The organism is Pseudomonas sp. EL_65y_Pfl2_R95 (genome assembly GCF_963971045.1).
Classification (GTDB): Bacteria; Pseudomonadota; Gammaproteobacteria; order Pseudomonadales; family Pseudomonadaceae; genus Aquipseudomonas.
In genome coordinates this window covers 875,455-891,960 of record NZ_CAXAOV010000001.1, presented here as the reverse complement: position 1 = coordinate 891,960, position 16,506 = coordinate 875,455, and the positions used below count along the sequence as shown (strand labels likewise).

Annotated in this window: 15 protein-coding genes; 2 read left to right on the top strand and 13 right to left on the bottom strand. The window is 55.6% G+C overall.

From position 1 onward, the window contains the following. Window positions 1-13: 13 nt before the first annotated feature. Window positions 14-274, bottom strand: a complete 261-nt coding sequence (locus AACY09_RS04225; protein WP_339486234.1) for a YebG family protein — start codon at window positions 272-274, stop codon at window positions 14-16. Between the two features lie 136 nt (window positions 275-410). Next, complete coding sequence (locus AACY09_RS04220; RefSeq protein ID WP_339486233.1) at window positions 411-1,382, bottom strand: MBL fold metallo-hydrolase; 972 nt, start codon at window positions 1,380-1,382, stop codon at window positions 411-413. 207 nt (window positions 1,383-1,589) lie between these two features. Between AACY09_RS04220 and AACY09_RS04215 the strand changes: the two genes are divergently transcribed. Beyond that, complete coding sequence (locus AACY09_RS04215) at window positions 1,590-2,060, top strand: phosphate-starvation-inducible protein PsiE (RefSeq protein WP_339486232.1); 471 nt, start codon at window positions 1,590-1,592, stop codon at window positions 2,058-2,060. Window positions 2,061-2,067: 7 nt separating this feature from the next. On the opposite strand, the gene AACY09_RS04210 is transcribed toward AACY09_RS04215, so the two are convergent. Beyond that, window positions 2,068-4,701 (bottom strand): DEAD/DEAH box helicase, encoded by a 2,634-nt coding sequence (locus AACY09_RS04210; protein WP_339486231.1) that lies wholly within the window; start codon window positions 4,699-4,701, stop codon window positions 2,068-2,070. A 196-nt stretch (window positions 4,702-4,897) separates the two neighbouring features. Next, window positions 4,898-5,773 (bottom strand): AraC family transcriptional regulator, encoded by an 876-nt coding sequence (locus tag AACY09_RS04205; protein ID WP_339486230.1) that lies wholly within the window; start codon window positions 5,771-5,773, stop codon window positions 4,898-4,900. Between the two features lie 229 nt (window positions 5,774-6,002). On the opposite strand from AACY09_RS04205, the gene AACY09_RS04200 reads away from it, so the two are divergent. Continuing rightward, window positions 6,003-6,902 carry a DMT family transporter gene (locus AACY09_RS04200; protein ID WP_339486229.1) on the top strand — a complete coding sequence of 300 codons (900 nt, stop codon included), beginning with the start codon at window positions 6,003-6,005 and terminating at the stop codon, window positions 6,900-6,902. 19 nt (window positions 6,903-6,921) lie between these two features. Here the strand turns inward: AACY09_RS04200 and AACY09_RS04195 are convergent, their stop codons facing one another. The 9 genes from AACY09_RS04195 to AACY09_RS04155 form a co-directional block, all read right to left on the bottom strand. After that, window positions 6,922-7,287, bottom strand: a complete 366-nt coding sequence (locus tag AACY09_RS04195) for a hypothetical protein (protein ID WP_339486228.1) — start codon at window positions 7,285-7,287, stop codon at window positions 6,922-6,924. Beyond that, window positions 7,287-8,120, bottom strand: a complete 834-nt coding sequence (locus AACY09_RS04190) for an SDR family oxidoreductase (RefSeq protein ID WP_339486227.1) — start codon at window positions 8,118-8,120, stop codon at window positions 7,287-7,289. The genes AACY09_RS04195 and AACY09_RS04190 overlap by 1 nt, the downstream gene beginning before the upstream one ends. A 94-nt stretch (window positions 8,121-8,214) precedes the next feature. Beyond that, window positions 8,215-8,679 carry a multidrug transporter gene (locus AACY09_RS04185; RefSeq protein WP_339486225.1) on the bottom strand — a complete coding sequence of 155 codons (465 nt, stop codon included), beginning with the start codon at window positions 8,677-8,679 and terminating at the stop codon, window positions 8,215-8,217. A 159-nt stretch (window positions 8,680-8,838) separates the two neighbouring features. Then, window positions 8,839-10,278 carry a mannose-1-phosphate guanylyltransferase/mannose-6-phosphate isomerase gene (locus AACY09_RS04180; protein ID WP_339486223.1) on the bottom strand — a complete coding sequence of 480 codons (1,440 nt, stop codon included), beginning with the start codon at window positions 10,276-10,278 and terminating at the stop codon, window positions 8,839-8,841. A 166-nt stretch (window positions 10,279-10,444) separates the two neighbouring features. Then, on the bottom strand, window positions 10,445-11,092 hold the full coding sequence (locus AACY09_RS04175) for an alginate O-acetyltransferase AlgF (protein ID WP_339486222.1): 648 nt from the start codon (window positions 11,090-11,092) through the stop codon (window positions 10,445-10,447). 114 nt (window positions 11,093-11,206) lie between these two features. Beyond that, entirely contained in the window at window positions 11,207-12,349 is a 1,143-nt protein-coding gene (locus AACY09_RS04170; protein WP_339486221.1) for an alginate O-acetyltransferase, read from the bottom strand. Between the two features lie 12 nt (window positions 12,350-12,361). Then, window positions 12,362-13,861 (bottom strand): MBOAT family O-acyltransferase, encoded by a 1,500-nt coding sequence (locus AACY09_RS04165; protein WP_339486220.1) that lies wholly within the window; start codon window positions 13,859-13,861, stop codon window positions 12,362-12,364. A 92-nt stretch (window positions 13,862-13,953) separates the two neighbouring features. Continuing rightward, entirely contained in the window at window positions 13,954-15,066 is a 1,113-nt protein-coding gene (locus tag AACY09_RS04160; protein WP_339486219.1) for a mannuronate-specific alginate lyase, read from the bottom strand. Window positions 15,067-15,080: 14 nt separating this feature from the next. After that, window positions 15,081-16,505: an alginate O-acetyltransferase gene (locus AACY09_RS04155; RefSeq protein WP_445323768.1), complete on the bottom strand. Its 1,425-nt coding sequence runs from the start codon at window positions 16,503-16,505 to the stop codon at window positions 15,081-15,083. Window position 16,506 lies beyond the last annotated feature (1 nt).

The window sequence follows — 16,506 nt, the reverse complement described above, 5'->3', positions numbered from 1 at the left end:
CAGCGATCGTAACTTACTCGGTCGCTTCTTGGCCCAGGTCATTCAAGGCGTCAGGTTGGTTCTTGAAGGCCTTGGCAAAGATGTCGCGATTTTTCGCCATATAAATACCCAGCTCTTCGCCTTGAGTTTCGTTCAGGCTCGGCACCGCTTTTTGCAACACATCGGTGAGCAACTCAGCCAGCTCAAGCATTTTGTCATGACGGTCAGCTTCGGCTTTATCCATGAACAAGCGCTCCAAATCTCGACTGCTGCGGTACACCACTTCGACGGCCATTCATCACCTCTACGCCTTCACGCTGATTAATTTAACTGTTTGTTTATACAGTGATCGCAAGCATAAAGAACTTGCACCCATTTGAACAGCAGCAATGCTCAGGCCAACTGCAAACCTGTCGTTGTTTTGGAGCGCTTTAGCGATCGCTGCGTATCGGGCCAAACTCGGTTGGCACCCACACATAACCTTGTCCTTCGCTGCGGACATGGCCAATGCCAGGGAATGGCAAATGAGCACCGGCGACCCAGAGTTTATCCTTGGCTGCCTCTGCAAATAGTTTTTTACGCGTCTCTATTGCTTTGGCACTGTCGCTATCAAACTCAATTGCGACCTCGGGTTTGCTGAACTGGACCGAATGGCTGTGCACGATATCGCCCCAAACCAGCAGGTTTTGACCTTTAGAGCTAAGCATATACGAGGTATGTCCAGGAGTATGGCCGTTGCTTGGCACCACGACTACGCCTTCAGGCAGTGTGCTGTCAGGGCTGAAAAACTGCACATGCTCAGATGCTGTATAGGGCGCGACTGCTTTTTGGCTCATGCTGAACATGCCGCGCTTGGCCTCTGGTGCCTTGGCTTGTTCAGCGCTGCTTAGCCAATAGTCGGCATCGCCTTTGGGCACAAAGAGCGTGGCGTTGGGGTAAGCCGCTTTGCCATCGGCAGTGAGCAAGCCGCAGGCATGGTCCGGGTGTAAGTGGGTCAGCAGCACGCTATCGACTTGTTCCGGTGTGTAGCCGGAGGCTTTAAGGTTGTCCTGGATATTTCCCAGGGTTGGCCCAAAGCATTTAGCTGCACCGGTATCCACCAATACCAGATTCTTGCCGGTGTTGACCAAAAAGGCGTTCACTGCGGTTTGTACGCCATTTTGCGAATCAAGGAACATTTTTTCCAATAGGCTTTGAATGTCTTCGGCGCTGGCGCCTTTAAGCAGTTTGGTATCGATGTCGATATAGCCGTCATACAGCGCGGTAACTTCCAAATCGCCTAGCGCCATGCGGTAGTAACCCGGGACTTGGCTGTTTTGTTTGGCTACAGGCGCCGCATTAGCGTTGACGGTCATCAAAGAACCCACTGCGATGAGCAGTGCATGGCGGGCAAAGGTAAGCATGTTTGAAATCCTTATCGGCTAAAGTACGCGGGCTGTGCATCAGTGTTAGACCCTATTGCGGCGGTTTGTCCAGCCCAATAATTGCTCTGCGTGTTACTTGTCGCGCGATTGCATGCTGTTCATGCATACTTTTGCTTACGCAGGGCCCATGGCAGCGTTGTCATGGTCGATAGGCATTTTCGCTGTTAAGGGTTGAAGGAATGGTCAATGAAATGGGTCGATAATAGTCGCGAGCTGATGAACCGGAGCGCTAATTCGCTGGGTAACTTTCTGGTCGAGGGCTTTCACTACCTAGGCCTGTTCGCCATTGGTGCCGTTACTGCGTGGGCGTCGTTCATGGCGTTTATGGCGATGCTGGAAAAAGGCCAGGCGAGTATTGATGACATCTTGCTGTTGTTTATCTATCTAGAGTTGGGGGCGATGGTTGGCATCTATTTCAAAACCAATCACCTGCCAATTCGCTTTCTGCTTTACGTGGCGATCACCGCATTGACGCGTTATTTGATTGGTGATGTTTCTCACCATCGGCCGCCCGATATTGGCTTGGTTTATTCCTGCGCAGGGATCTTCCTGCTGGCGCTTTCGGTGCTTGCAGTGAGGTTTGCTTCGTACAAATTTCCGTCGAGCAAACCCATTGATTCAACCGGTGAGGTGGTGACGAAGAAGGCGGTTCAGTAAGGCGCGATCATGGCGACAGCGGTTCAAACAGTGCTTGCAGGTCATCTTCGGTAAGCTGCCATTTGGCCTGACTACCGCCATCGAGCACGCCGCGAGCGAGGTTGGCTTTAGCATGCTGCAGCTGTTGGATTTTCTCCTCTACGCTGCCGCGGGTGATCATCTTGTAGACAAACACCGGTTTGTCCTGGCCAATGCGGTAGGCACGATCACTGGCCTGGGCCTCGCTGGCCGGGTTCCACCAAGGGTCAAAATGAATCACCGTGTCGGCCGCTGTCAGGTTCAAACCAGCGCCGCCAGCTTTCAGGCTGATCAAGAATATCGAGTGTTCACCGGCCTGGAACTGTTGGACCGGGGTGCGCCGGTCCTGGGTGCTGCCGGTTAGTTTTACGTAACTGACATTGCGTGCAATCAACTCCGCTTCGATCAACGCCAGCATCGAGGTGAACTGCGAGAACAGCAGCACTTTGCGGCCTTCAGCGAATAACTCTTCAAGCATGGTGAGCAAGGCGCTGAGTTTGCCTGAGTCACTGCTTTTGAGTGAGGCTTCACTGTCGTCGAGCAAGCGCAAGTCACAGCAAGCCTGACGCAAGCGCAGCAGGGCTTCAAGAATTACAATCTGACTGCGGGCCAGACCTTGGCGGCTGATTTCGGCGCGAACCTTTTTATCCATCGCCAGGCGCAAGGTTTCATAGCGGTCACGTTGTGCCGCGCTGAGATCGACCCAGTAAGTGATCTCGGTTTTGGGCGGCAATTCGCGGGCGACATCTTCTTTTTTACGGCGCAGCACAAAGGGTTTGATGCGCCCATGCAGGTGCGCCAAGCGCTGCTCGTTGCCTTGTTTTTCAATGGGTGTGCGGTAGTCGCGGGTAAAGCTCTTATTGTCGCCAAGCCAGTCTGGCATCAAGAAGTTAAACAGTGACCATAGCTCGCCCAGATGATTTTCCAACGGCGTGCCGGTCAAGCACAGGCGTTGACGCGCGCGAAGCTGGCCGGCGGCGAGGGCGGTTTTGCTGCGTGGGTTCTTGATGTTTTGCGCTTCATCGAGAATCAGCAGGTGGTAGCTGTGCGCGCTCAGGTTTTTTAAATCCCTTGGCAATAATGCATAGGTGGTCAGCAATACATCATGTTGGTCAATCAGTTTGAACAAGCTGCGGCGTTTACTGCCGTGCAGAGCCAGCACGCGCAGCGTCGGAGCAAAGCGTGCGGCTTCGTCTTGCCAGTTGGGGATCAGGCTGGTCGGCATCACGATCAATGCCGGTTGCTGCAAACGCCCGGCCTGTTTTTCACCGAGGATATGGGCCAGGGTTTGCAGGGTTTTACCCAAACCCATGTCATCCGCCAATAAGCCACCCATTTCCAATTCGCTCAACGCCTGCATCCATGCCAGCCCTTGGACTTGATAGGGGCGCAGCTTGGCTTGCAACTCGGTGGGTAGCTTGGCTTTGAATTCAGGCAATGCCTGTAGGCGGTGAGCAAAGCTACGCAGAGGCTCGCCGCCTTGCCATTCTAGCGCGGGCCCTTCGGCTAGTCGGTTAAGACGAGGTGCATCGGCGCGCGGCAGGCGAATCTTATTGCTGATTTCTGCCGGGTCGCGGAAGAACAGCTCGCCAAGGGTTGCCAGCATGGGTTTCAGGCGGGCGAAGGGCAGCGCCACGCGTTGATCGGTTTGCGTGAGGTTGACCAGCAGCATGTCTTCATCCTGACGCTGGGCAACGGCTTCGCCGTTGAGCAACCACGGGGTGCGGCGAATCGCTTGCAGCAGCACCGGTAGCAGGCTGATGCGTTGGCCGTCGACAGTCACGCCTAACTCAAGGTCGAACCAGTCATGCTCGTTTGACTCTTCAATCTCTGCGTACCAATGGTCAATCTGCGCCAGGTTGTAGTGGAAACCCGGCTGCATCTCGATCTTCCAGCCTTCCTCGCGCAGTTTGGCTAGGTGGATCTCAACAAAGCGCAGCCAGCTGGCCTCATTGGGCAGTTCAAAATGCTCGCCCGGATGCTCGCCCAAGGCTTCGCTCTGGCGCAGGGCAATGCTTAAGCCGATGTCGGTCAAGCGCTTGCGCAAGCGGCTTTCGGCGTTGGCATCACGCACGATGCGCAGGTTTAAATCCGCCTGCTGACGGATCAGTACATCTTTGCCTTGGCGGCCGTACGCCAGATGCCCTTGGTAGTCGAATGCCAGTGCGGCGCGGTGTTGCGTCTGCTCCAGCATGCGTCCTTTGCGCGCATCAAAATGCACGCGCGCGTGGCTGCCCAGACTCAATATGGGTTGCGGGCTGATGCCTTCAAGTCGCTGTTCGGCAATTTTCTGGCTGGGGGTTATCAGTGCGCTGTGATCCACGGCGGATTTTTGCTGGCTCTCGAGGGTTAATAAAGCGGCAGCTACATGTTTGCAGTTATAGCTCACCGGGCAACTGCAGTGACCATTGATGCTCCAGCCATGCACGGTTGGAAACAGATTGATGCGTTGCTTGTAGATTTGCCCTGATGAGCCTTTGCAGCTGGCAAGCAAGCTGTTGTCAGTCAGGTTCAGCAGGGTGCTACGGCTCTGCTCGGCATAGCCAAGCCCCCGACGAAAATGCCCGGCATCAAAGCTTGAGCGCCAGTTGTCCTGGCTGAGATGGAGGATGTTCAGTGGCATCGCTGTAGCTCTGCTGGAGGGTTCATCACCGCGCCGTTGAATCAAGCAAAGCCGATGATTATTGCACTGTTGGGCCGGGTTATGGAGACCGTTTGGCCATTTAGTTTGCGCCAGGATTTTCTGACAGAAATTGCCGATATGGCCTGCAGGATGCTAAGGCCTAGGCGGCTGAACACTGGGCAGTTGTGCCTTGGAATTACTGGGTAAATACAGCGCGGTATTGGCTCGGCGTTGCATTAAACGCCTGACGGAATCGGTTGCTGAAATGACTGGCGCTGGCAAAGCCGCAGCTAAGTGCGACCTCAATCAACGAAAGGGGACTATTGCGTAGCAACTGCGAGGCCAAATGCAGGCGTTGTTTAAGCACGTAACGGTGCGGGGGCAGGCCAAAGCTCTGGGTAAACATGCGGGCGAAGTGGTACTCCGACAGCGTGCACATCTGTGCTAACTGACCAAGGCTCAGCGGCTGATCGAGGTGGCTGTCGATAAACTCGCGCAAGCGTCTGCGTTGGGCAGGCGCCAAGCCGCCGGTGACTTTCAAACCCTCGCGTCTACCCACCTGCGAGAGCAGGGCGTGATCAAGCACTTGGTGAGCGATGCTATTGATCAGCAGCCGCTCGCCTGGCTCGTGCCAATTCAGCTGGCTGAGTTGTCGGAAACGCTGGGCTTGCGCTGCATCATCGAGGAAGGTGCCTTCGCGCAGTTGCAGTTCACGGGGTTCGCGGTCGAGCAAGCGTACGGCGGTCAACGCGAAGTGCTCTTCACTGATATACAGGTGAGCCAGATTGATCTCACCGTTAATCACCCAGTTTGAATGGTGTCCGGCAGGCATTACACAGAGTTTGTCTGGTGCGCCTTTGCTGTCTGGCTGGTCGCGGCGGAAGGTGCCGGTGCCGCCCGCGAGGTAGCACGACAGGGTGTGATGCGTCGGCGCTTCGTAATTTCGTGCGTCATGGCTGTTGCTCCACAATGCAGCGGCCAAGCCATCGCCAAGCTCGGCACTGTGGTGCAAACGAGCGTTGGGCGACTGCCCCATTGCGTGGAATACCTGACTTTCTTCGAGTTGCGCCATACACACCTGTCCTTTAGCAGCAACATGCTACCGCCATGCGCGCCTGCTGCCAGCCCCCAACGTGAAAAAAGCGCAAGATTGTGCAACTCTCATGGCCATGCGTCGTCTTGCACAGACTCGGCTGCAGATCGGCGACGGGGTGGCGGTATGGCCGGCGAAAAGCGCAACTTTGTGCAAGCGGCCCGGCAAGGGCGGGCGCACACTGGGTTCATCTACTGGGAGTTGACTGATGAATCTGTGGTTGTATTTGATGACTGTGCTGATCTGGGGCACCACATGGATCGCCCTGAAACTGCAGCTGGGTGTGGTGGCGATTCCGTTGTCGATTGCCTATCGGTTTGGCCTGGCCGCTGCGGTGCTGTTTGCGATTTTGCTGGTTAGTGGGCGCTTGCAGAAGCTGGATCGGCGCGCACAGTTGATCTGCCTGACTCAGGGGCTTTGTTTGTTTTGCGTCAACTTTATGTGTTTCTACACCGCCAGTCAGTGGATACCCAGTGGGTTGGTTGCGGTTATTTTTTCAACCGCCACGCTGTGGAATGCACTCAATGCCCGGGTGTTTTTTAAGCAGAAAATTGCCGCCAATGTGCTGGCCGGTGCTGGTCTAGGGCTATGTGGGCTGGGTTTTCTATTCTGGCCTGAGTTGGTCGGTCATGAGGCCAGTCGTGAAACGCTGCTGGGCATTGGTCTGGCCGTGATCGGTACGCTGTGCTTCTCGGCAGGCAATATGCTGTCTAGCTTGCAACAAAAAGCCGGTTTGAAGCCGCTGACGACCAATGCGTGGGGCATGTTGTATGGGGCAATGATGCTGCTGATCATCTGCCTGGTGACCGGAACGCCTTTTAACTTTGAAGCCAATACCCGCTATATCGGCACGCTGCTTTATCTGGCAATACCTGGCTCGGTGATTGGCTTTACCGCATACCTGACTCTGGTTGGACGCATGGGGCCGGAGCGGGCTGCCTATTGCACGGTTTTATTTCCGGTGGTGGCGCTGAATATTTCGGTGTTTGCCGAAGGCTACCAATGGACCGCGCCTGCGCTATTTGGCTTGGTATTGGTGATGCTGGGTAACGTGCTGGTGTTCCGTAAACCCAAAGCCCTGGCTGCTCCGGTAGGTGTTGCGCGGTAATCCACCGTCAGCGCGGCAACTACTGCTGCGGTTTGCTTTTACCCGGCATCAGGCAAACCGCGAGCAATACCGGGTAGCACAGGTAGTGCAGCCAGAACAGAATGTGGCCGACATTACCGGGCTCATCTTTTAGGTACATCATGCCTAGCAAGCCCAAATAAAGCAGGCCCAGTACCGCGGCGTAAATCCCGACCACGGCCCAGCGTTCACGCGGGGCAGGCAGCCGCTGATTACGCCACTGAAATACGAGGCGAACCAACAGGCCAACCGCTACCGCGATCAACAGCGTTGCAGGCAACCCGCCGAGTTTGAGCAGTGCGCGAACCAGCAGGTTGAGTATGGCGACTGCGGCAACGGCGCCGAATGCGTAGTAGCGTAGGCTCATCAAAGTGTCCGGTTGAGGCCAAAGCGTTTGATCAGGCCTTTTTCCAGCAGCGCTTTAGGCAGTAGGTTGGCGAGCAGCGGCAGTATATGGCTGCCGTTGCCCAGCCGCAGAAGGCGTGGCCGTTTGGCGCTTTGCACCGCGGCCATTAAATTGCGGGCAAAGAAGGTGGCCGGGGTGGGGTTGTCTTGTGAGGCATTGGCCCGCGCGCGGATTCCCTCCCGCAAAGGCCACCAGGGTGATTGCTCGTTTATCAGCTGCTCGGCTTGGTGGCTGGCATTGGCGCCAAAGCTCGAGGCAATGGCGCCGGGCTGTACCTCCATCACATCAATCGAAAAGGGTGCCAGTTCCATGCGCAAGGCATCGGTTAAGGCGTGCACTGCCGCTTTGGAGGCGCAGTAGGTGCCGGCGAATGGCGTCACCAATACTGCTGAGACGCTGCCGATGTTTATTACCAGGCCCTTATTGCGGCGCAGCAAGGGAAACAGCGCGCGAGTAACGCTGACAACGGAGAACACATTGGTTTCGAACTGTTGGCGCATGGCTTCTGCGCCGCCATCGAGCAGCGGGCCCATGGCCCCGTAGCCCGCATTGTTGATCAGCACATCCAGACCGCCAAGCTCTTCGCTGAGGCGAGCCCCCAGTTGCTCAACGGCTACTGCATCGTTGACGTCGAGGTGTACGGCGTTGAACCCGGCCGCACTGAGTGCTGCCAGGTCGGACTCTTTGCGCGCGGTTGCCCAGACTGTGTAGCCCTCTGCTTGAAAAACATCGGCCAGTGCGCGCCCAATGCCGCTTGAGCAGCCAGTGATTAATGCAGTGAGCTGGGTCGTCATAAGAGCGTCCTGAGTCATTTGTTTTATTGTCGGCTGAGAATAAGCCAAAGCGGGCCTGGGTACCTACTGTGAATACCTGATCATGACCGTCCGTTCAGTTTGCGAAACTGCCTTGCAGGCGTTCGGCACGAAACTCCAGGCTACTGGCCCTATAGCCACTGCGTAAGGGCGGCAGTGGCAGGCAGTTGTTCCAGCTTGAACCGGGTTGCAGGTCGCCGGGCCCGGTGTAGCGTGGTGATTCATAGGTGTTTTCCACCAGGTTAACGCTGTCGCCAGGGCGATAGGCAGCAAGCTGCCATTGCAATTCGAGCAATGGGTTTGGGCTGGCGTTATTCAGCGTCACAGCGAGGGGGCGGTCGGCCGGGCAGTTTTGCGGGTCGTAGTTGAAGCGCAGTTCCAGCTCTGCCAGGTGGCCTTTTTCACGGTTCTCTTGCCAGATCACGGTTGAGGCGACAATAAACAGGCCGATGACGGCGAGCAATGTGACGGGCAGGGCTTTGCTCGGGTAGCGAATCAGCAGGATAAACCAACTGAGAATCAGGATTGCACCGAATAACATGGTGATGGCCTTGGTCGGTGAACGTGTATTTATCCTACACAAGCTGGTGCGGCGGGGAAGGCCAGACGGTAAAAAAGTGTGTCGGTCGCCGGCTGTTGCGTGCAAAAAAAAGCGCGGGCTCTACCCAGAGCCCGCGCTTTTTTTAACACCTAGCTTGAATTAGCGCACTGCTATCCGTGCAGCTTCGTCGTGGCTTCGGCCGTAGACATCTTCAAAACGCTCGATATCGTCCTCACCCAAGTAGGTTCCTGATTGCACTTCAATCAGCTCAAGGGGGATTTTGCCTGGGTTGCTCAGGCGGTGGACCGAGGTCATCGGAATATAGGTCGACTGGTTTTCAGTCAGCAGAAAGGTGCGGTCATCACAGGTCACTTCAGCGGTGCCGGCCACTACAATCCAGTGCTCTGCGCGGTGGTGGTGCATTTGCAGAGACAGCTGCGCGCCAGGCTTGACAGTGATGTGCTTGACCTGGAAGCGGCCGCCCATGTCGACCGAGTCATACGAACCCCAGGGGCGATAGACTTCGCAGTGGTTTTGCGCCTCATTGCGCTGTTTGGCGTTGAGCTCATTTACCACGTGTTTTACGTCTTGCACGCTGTCGCGGTGGGAAATCATGGTTGCGTCTTTGGTTTCGACCACAACAATGTTGTCCAAGCCAATGATCGACACCAGCTTGCCATTACCCTGAACCAGGCAGTTACGGCTGTCGTGAACCATGACATCGCCTTTGATGACGTTGCCGTGCACGTCTTTCTCGTGCACATCCCAGATTGACGACCAGCTACCGACATCATTCCAGCCGGCATCCAGCGGCACGACGCAGGCGCGGGTGGTTTTTTCCATGACGGTATAGTCAATCGAGTTGTCAGGGCAGCAGGCGAATGTGGCTTCGTCGATGTTGACTACATGATCGACTTCATTGCTGCGCTCAAGCGCCAGCAGGCAGGTGTCGTAGATGTCAGCGTCGTAGCGCTTGAGTTCTTCGAGATAACGGCTGGCGCGGAACATAAACATGCCGCTGTTCCAGAAGTAATCGCCGGATGCCACAAACTCAACGGCGCGCGCTGCATCAGGCTTCTCAACGAAGCTTTGCACCCGTACCACGCCTTCAGGCAGGCTGTCATCAGCTGTTGATCGGATGTAGCCGTAACCGGTTTCCGGGGTTTTGGCCGGTACGCCAAACAGCACCATCTCACCTTTCTCGGCCGCAGTCTTACCCACCAACAGCGCGGCTTCAAACGATGGCTGGTCGTCCAGTACGTGATCAGCTGGCAGCACTAACAGCAGCTCATCGCGGCCTTCAGCAATCAGTTTCATGGCTGCGATTGCCACCGCAGGTGCGGTGTTCCGGCCAAACGGCTCAAGCAGGATAGACTGCGCTGCTAACTCCTGAGCGCTAAGTTGCTCTTGGATAATAAAGCGGTGTTCTTTGTTGCAGACCAGTACGGGCGGCTCCATACCGGCAAAAGACAGCCGCTTGATGGTCTGCTGAAACATGCTATCGTTGCCTGTCAGCGCCAGAAATTGCTTTGGGTACTGTTTACGCGAAAGGGGCCAGAGTCGCGAACCGCTGCCACCTGAAAGAATTACCGGGATCATGTGTTTAACTCCTGAAACGTTCATAGATTTGTCTGGTATCTCGCGTTATTGCGAGACCACCCATTAGCAAGCTCATATGAGCCGTAGCGGACTTCTCCGTAGCGCCTGCCGTGGCGGCGCTATCTTGTTAGCGACCTGGTTTTCGGCCTTGGTATTATTGGTTGTATTAATCAGTTTTGGCAGGGCGTTTAACCCAGTTCGGTGAAAGTTTTTCACCGCTGCCGGTGACATACAGGCTGACCACTTCGCCGCGGGCGAGGGCAACCGGCTTGAGGTCACTGATTTTGTTGTCGCCTTTAAACAGCGCCAGGTTGATCTTGACCGGGTTAACTTCGCGCTCGCCATGACTGGCCGGCGCCACGCTATCAACTACCTTGGTTTTGCCATCGGCTGTTTTCAGGGTGACGTTGCTGTCTGAAAGGTTCTGTACGCGCAGCAAGGCTTTTTGCTTGTTTTTGAACACCGGGTCTTCAACCAGTTTTGGTGCAACGCCCGGTTGGCTAACCAAGGTGTAGTAATGGTCGGCATCCAGTTTGACCGGGATGGTGGTGCTGCCGACCTGAGCGCTGTAGCTGCCGGCTGGCATAAAACTAAAGTCACTTGACCCCAGCGGCGAAACCTCATTCAGCGAGGTGTTGCCGACGCTGACGCTTAGCTCGGTGTTGCCTGCGTTATAGGCGCGCACGAAGGTTGACCCTTTAGGGGCGATAGGTGCATACAAACCACCTTCTCCGGCACTCGCATGTAAGCTGCCAAGGCTAAGCGCGACAGCGCAAGCGAATGTGGTCAAGTTGCGATTGGTCAGTAAGGTCATCAGTAGTTCTCCATCTTCGTTTCACACAGCGGCGTTGCAGCCGTTTGATTAAGTGAGGTGACATACCTCTTTAATGTTGCGCGCTGGCAAGGTGCCGGCGCGCGTACTGGTGCTTCAGCGGTTGCCGGTCAGCGCCAGATTTTGCTCATTGCCCTGGTTCTTCAGACGTGCGACCCAGTCTTGGTCGAACTCACTGAGGTCATTGGGCATCGGGAAATAGCGTTCAGGAAACTCCCAGATCACCACCTGAGGCGGGTTGTTCTTGAAGTCATCACTTTGTAGGTACCCGAGCATCGGCAGCACCGGGCCACGCCCGTCTTCGGCGTAATTGCCCACGTCGCGCTGCAGGTGCTCACGCAGCGCGCCTTCGAAGTTCCAGTTGGGATTAGCGCTGTAGCTGGTACCCACCAAAGCGACTGCAATATTGCTTTCGGCAAACAGGGCGTCGGCGCCTTCAGTTTGTGAAGCCGCTACGGTGCTGCGCTTTTGCAGGTCATCGGGAGGCGGCATAAGGGTTTTAAACAGCGGGTCGACGGGGATAAAGCGCGTCAGGTCACCGTGGTACGACTCGGTTTTCTCCGTAGAGGTGACGTACTCCTGCGGGTCGCCCGGTAGGACAAAGTTATGCGTCACCGCTGCACTTAAACGTTTGGCAGCGATATCGGCGCCAAACGGCGTCCAGTGGGTATCTGTGCGCAGAAATAGCTGGCCCCGAGGTTTTGCGGCTTCAAGCGTCGCGAGCAGGTCGGGTGCCATGATTCCCTCACGGTCCATGGCTTTATGGAACTGTTGGTACAGGTCCGCGTGGATCGGGCTGGCGTGATTGTTACCAATGTGTTCGGGATACAAACGCGCCTTGGCGGGAACAATCGCCATGACCAATTTGATGTTGTGCTTGGCCAACTCATTGCGTACACCTTCAATGGTATTGAGGTTATCGCTCAGGTTGTGTGTGCCAGTCGGATCAGGTTTGAATTCTTCGTCCGAATACAGCCAGCCGTCGGCACCGATCTTCACGCCTAGGCGACCTTCGTTGAACAGCACGAAATCAAGCGCGGCCCAGACATTGGTGCCGATGTCTTTGAGTGGCAGTTCTTTGTCGTAGTGATCTTCGAAGCTTTTCGCCAGGTTACCGTCAAGCACGCTATAGGTATTGGGTTGCTTGTAGTCGAGCACCCCGCTCATGGACGAGATGAAGCCCAGCGTCAACACACCGATAAATGAGGCGACGTAAATGTTTTGCGCGGTTTTACTCATGTTCAGCCTCACTTAGAACTGGAAGTAAAGGAAGGGTGAGTAGCTCTGTGCGGAGAGCTTCAACAACGAGGCGCAAAACAGCAGCAACAGCGCAACACGAACCAGGGTATGCGCCATGGCTGGGTTCTGCTGCGCCATTACGCTTGCTGTCGCGGTATTGCCCGAGCTGATGACCGGGTCACTGCCCAAGGTTGCGTCCTTGGCTGGGCGCTTGCTTGAACGGTGCCGGTTGAACTCTCGCACGCCACAGACCGCCAGTACGATGTAGGCAATGGCCAGTGTTGCGATTTGCAGATCATTGATATTGGCGCGGTTCAACTCACTGAGCTGCCAGCCGTTGAAGCTGAACATCGCGCTGTACATGCGCCATGCAATGTCGAGATTTTCAGCGCGGAAAATCACCCAGCCGAGCATCACTAAGAAGAAGGTAAATGCCCATTTGATCGGGTTGAGCACGGTCGGTGCGGCTTTTACACCGAGCGCTCGCTCAATGGCGAGCCATGTGCCGTGCCATGCACCCCAGATCAGGAAGGTCCAGTTAGCGCCATGCCAGAAACCACCCAGCAGCATGGTCAAGAACAGATTGCGATAGGTGTTGAACGTGCCATGGCGATTGCCGCCGAGCGGCACGTAGAGGTAGTCACGCAGCCAGGTAGACAGGCTGATATGCCAGCGCCGCCAGAATTCAGTGATGGATTGGCTGATGTAGGGCTGATTGAAGTTTTCCATAAAGCGGAAACCCATCATCAGGCCCAAACCAATGGCCATGTCGCTGTAACCAGAGAAGTCAAAATACAACTGGGCGGTGTAGGCCAGCATGCCGAGCCAGGCATCGCCGGTACTCGGGTTGCTCAGGGCGAAGCAATGATCCACCAGTGGTGCCAAGGTGTCAGCGATAAACACTTTTTTGACGAAGCCCTGCATAAAACGCGTGGCGCCTTCGGAGAACTTGTCGATGCTGTGGGTGCGATCGGTGAACTGGTCCGCCAGATCTTTGTAGCGCAGCACCGGACCGGCAATCAGCTGCGGGAACAGGGCGATAAAGGCAGCAAAGTTGATCAGGTTTTCCGTCGGTTCGGTATCGCCCCGGTAAACGTCGATCAAGTAGCTCAGCGACTGGAAAATGTAGAAAGAAATACCAATCGGCAAGATCACATGGGTCAGCACAAAAGGCTCAAGGCCCGCGGCGTCCATCATCTGGTTGATATTGGCGACACCAAAGTTGGCGTACTTGAAGTAACCCAGGGTTGCCAGGTTACCGACCACGCCCCACAACACCCAGCGTTGTGCAGCCTTGGTCCTTACGCCCGCCCGGTATATGCGCAGGCCAAAGCCGTAGTTCCACAGTGTTACCACGACGAACAACAGCAGGAAATCGACCCGCCACCAGGCATAGAAGGCGTAGCTGCCAATCAGAATCAGCAAGTTGCGGTAGCGTGCGCCACTGAGGTAGTACAAGCCGAGAAAGATCGGCAAGAACAAAAACAGGAACACGTTGGATGAAAAGACCATCCGTGCTTCTCCAATAACAGGTCAGAACAGAGCTTTTCAGCTCGTCATATAAGTCCCGCCAAGCAGCTTGGCGGGGGTGTTTTTAGCGCGGGTTAACCGCCCTGACTTTTTGGATTGAAAACGCTGCTGACATCGCCGCCTAAACGGAATGTCTTGAACGGGCCAAACTTTTCGATACCTTTGTTGAAGTCCGCCGTGCAGCTGTAAAGCGTGCAGTAGGGTGCGAGCCAAGAAAATTTGGCGGGCTTCTTGAGGTCGGTCATGTCCTGCTTGTCACCGGTTTTGGCTTTGAATTCATCCGGGTCAGACACACCGTCCATCACACGTTCGGCTAGGCGCTTGAGTGCCTGCTGATTAGCAGGGCGCAGATCAACCCCATTGGCTTCGGCAAATGCAGCAATCATGGTCAGCGGCGGCAGGCTGTAGTTGTGATACGCCAGCGCTCGCTGTTTGCGCTTCAGTTCGTTCGGCAGGTAGCCATCGGCATCGACTTGATTGGCGGCAACCTGAAACTCCTTGATCGACCAGTCGAACAAGTCGCGATGATTAGTAGCTACCGCGGTTGCCATCACCGACCAGGCAGCCCAATAGCTGTGGTTGTTGATTTTTCGCTGCGGCAGATTGCTCCAGTCCTTGACGGTCAGCTCAGCGAGCTTGACGAACCACTGCTCGATTTCTTGGGCTTGCTCTGGGTAAGCCTTGAGCGGTTGGCTCTCAGAGAACTTCAACCGTAGATAAGCCGAGGACATGCTGCCCAAGGCCCATTTGCGCATGGATTTACCAGTGTGGTTGTAATCAGTACTGAGCAGGGCACCTGCCTGTGCCCAGCTGTCCATCCACTGAATCGCGCATTCGAGTTGCTTTGGATCGCCGGTTTGCATGTAACGCATTACGTAACGGTTGCTGCCGCGTTCCATGGTGGTGATGTCGGCAGTGCTATCGCGAAAGGCTTTCTCGGCTTTTTTGTTCAGCGTCGAACGCGCCTTGTCAGAACCTTCGTACTTGCTGCGAAACACCAAACTGCCGGTATAGGGCGTTGGTGGGGCATCACAGGACCGCGGCTTTTTTGCCGGACTGTGCACCGGCGCGTAATAGCCTGCCGGAGGCACCAGATCGCTGGCGCTGGCGGCTTGCGCAAACACTGCGCTGGCCAGTAAGCAGGGTGCCAGTAGACAGGGGATTGATAGCCATTTTTTCGCTTGCATAGTTGACTCCATTCTCAGTCAGCTTTCGCTGTGAGATTTTTGCCGGTACTGGATGGCCGCTTGCACAGCGTTGCTTCTACGCTGAGGCCAGCGGGCATTTCTTCCGGGCTTTGGATTTCAAGGGCGAGCAGGTTGAGATCGCGCCAGTCGGGGTCGTTCCTCAGTTCAAAGGCATAGCGCCCGCCGGTATCGACGCGGTCGCTTTGTTCAATCTTGAATTTTTCGCGACGGCCATTGAGGTACCACAAGGTGGCTTTCGACTCATGCACACTGGGGTCACTGAATGTCAGGTCAACCTGGTAGTCGCCGCCGCGGATGTCTTGCAGCGCAGTGTTCTCGCCATTGACGAAGATCTGGTTGTTGCCGGGCTTCATCTTGACCTTGTTATGCATTACTGCCGGGCGACCTTCGCAGCCGTTGTTGACCATTGGCATCGCCTGGCGATAGAAGCTGTCCTGGGCGAGATCGTAGTGGGTGGCGAACTCCCAAATCAGGATTTTCGGCGGGTTGGTGCGAAACTCTTCGCTGCTCATGTACTGCAACAGCGCGCTGTCGAAACCACCGCCACTGACGGCCATGTTCAGCACTTCAGCTCCGCTGTACTGCTGCAAGAACCCAGGGAAGTTGTAAGCCGGCCCACTGTTACTGGTGCCGACAATGGTGATTTTCGGCACCGACTCATCACCAAACAGGCTGTCACCGTCGGCATCGCCAACTGGCTCGGTTTCGTAACGGGGCACATATTGCGTGGCATAGCTCACACCACAGAACTCAGCGGCGGTCTTGTGCAAGGTGCCTGCTTTCGGCAATAAGCCCACCACGGTGCTTTCGAATTCCTTCTTTGGAATATCTGAAAAGCCGGGCATTTGCTTGAGGGTTTGTGCAACCAGTTTGGCCGTGCGTGACGCACCCGCCGGGGTCCAGTGGTGGTCAGCCTCGAAGTAGTAAGGGGTTTTCACGTCCTGTTCATCAAACAGTGGGGAAAGATCAGTGACCCAAATACCGGTTTTGCGAAAATCGGCAATCGCTTGCTGGTAGTTCTTCTTCGCCAAGGCGTAGTTAAAGCGGGCTTTCTCCGCGTCAGTCAGTTGCTCACGATTGACCAGGCCGCGGGTGGGCTGATAGACAACCATCAGTTCAATGCCTTTGCTTTTCAGTGCATCACGCAAGCGTTTGAACTGCTGGTAGCCGTGTGGCGTTGTGCCAAAGTCGGTACGCAGGTCATTGCGACTCCGAAACAGCCAGTCACCTTTACCTTGGACCAATGCCGTAAAAAAGCTCAGGTACTTGGTGTTGTAATTTGCTGGGTTTTGCGCGGCCGGGCACAGTGGGCCGACGCGCTGCACGCTATAGCTGGGTTCAGCCATAGCCGCGCTGGCGGTGCCGAGCAAGACACTGGCTACAGCCAATTGGCGCAATTTAAAAATCTTCTTACTCACG

Bases quoted from the DNA above. Each gene is read 5' to 3' on its own strand.
- AACY09_RS04215 (WP_339486232.1), top strand. From the start codon at position 1,590: ATGAAATGGGTCGATAATAGTCGCGAGCTGATGAACCGGAGCGCTAAT.
- AACY09_RS04190 (WP_339486227.1), bottom strand. From the start codon at position 8,120: ATGACGACCCAGCTCACTGCATTAATCACTGGCTGCTCAAGCGGCATT.
- AACY09_RS04220 (WP_339486233.1), bottom strand. From the start codon at position 1,382: ATGCTTACCTTTGCCCGCCATGCACTGCTCATCGCAGTGGGTTCTTTG.
- AACY09_RS04170 (WP_339486221.1), bottom strand. From the start codon at position 12,349: ATGAGTAAAACCGCGCAAAACATTTACGTCGCCTCATTTATCGGTGTG.
- AACY09_RS04175 (WP_339486222.1), bottom strand. From the start codon at position 11,092: ATGACCTTACTGACCAATCGCAACTTGACCACATTCGCTTGCGCTGTC.
- AACY09_RS04195 (WP_339486228.1), bottom strand. From the start codon at position 7,287: ATGAGCCTACGCTACTACGCATTCGGCGCCGTTGCCGCAGTCGCCATA.
- AACY09_RS04160 (WP_339486219.1), bottom strand. From the start codon at position 15,066: ATGCAAGCGAAAAAATGGCTATCAATCCCCTGTCTACTGGCACCCTGC.
- AACY09_RS04200 (WP_339486229.1), top strand. From the start codon at position 6,003: ATGAATCTGTGGTTGTATTTGATGACTGTGCTGATCTGGGGCACCACA.
- AACY09_RS04185 (WP_339486225.1), bottom strand. From the start codon at position 8,679: ATGTTATTCGGTGCAATCCTGATTCTCAGTTGGTTTATCCTGCTGATT.
- AACY09_RS04210 (WP_339486231.1), bottom strand. From the start codon at position 4,701: ATGCCACTGAACATCCTCCATCTCAGCCAGGACAACTGGCGCTCAAGC.
- AACY09_RS04180 (WP_339486223.1), bottom strand. From the start codon at position 10,278: ATGATCCCGGTAATTCTTTCAGGTGGCAGCGGTTCGCGACTCTGGCCC.
- AACY09_RS04165 (WP_339486220.1), bottom strand. From the start codon at position 13,861: ATGGTCTTTTCATCCAACGTGTTCCTGTTTTTGTTCTTGCCGATCTTT.
- AACY09_RS04205 (WP_339486230.1), bottom strand. From the start codon at position 5,773: ATGGCGCAACTCGAAGAAAGTCAGGTATTCCACGCAATGGGGCAGTCG.
- AACY09_RS04225 (WP_339486234.1), bottom strand. From the start codon at position 274: ATGGCCGTCGAAGTGGTGTACCGCAGCAGTCGAGATTTGGAGCGCTTG.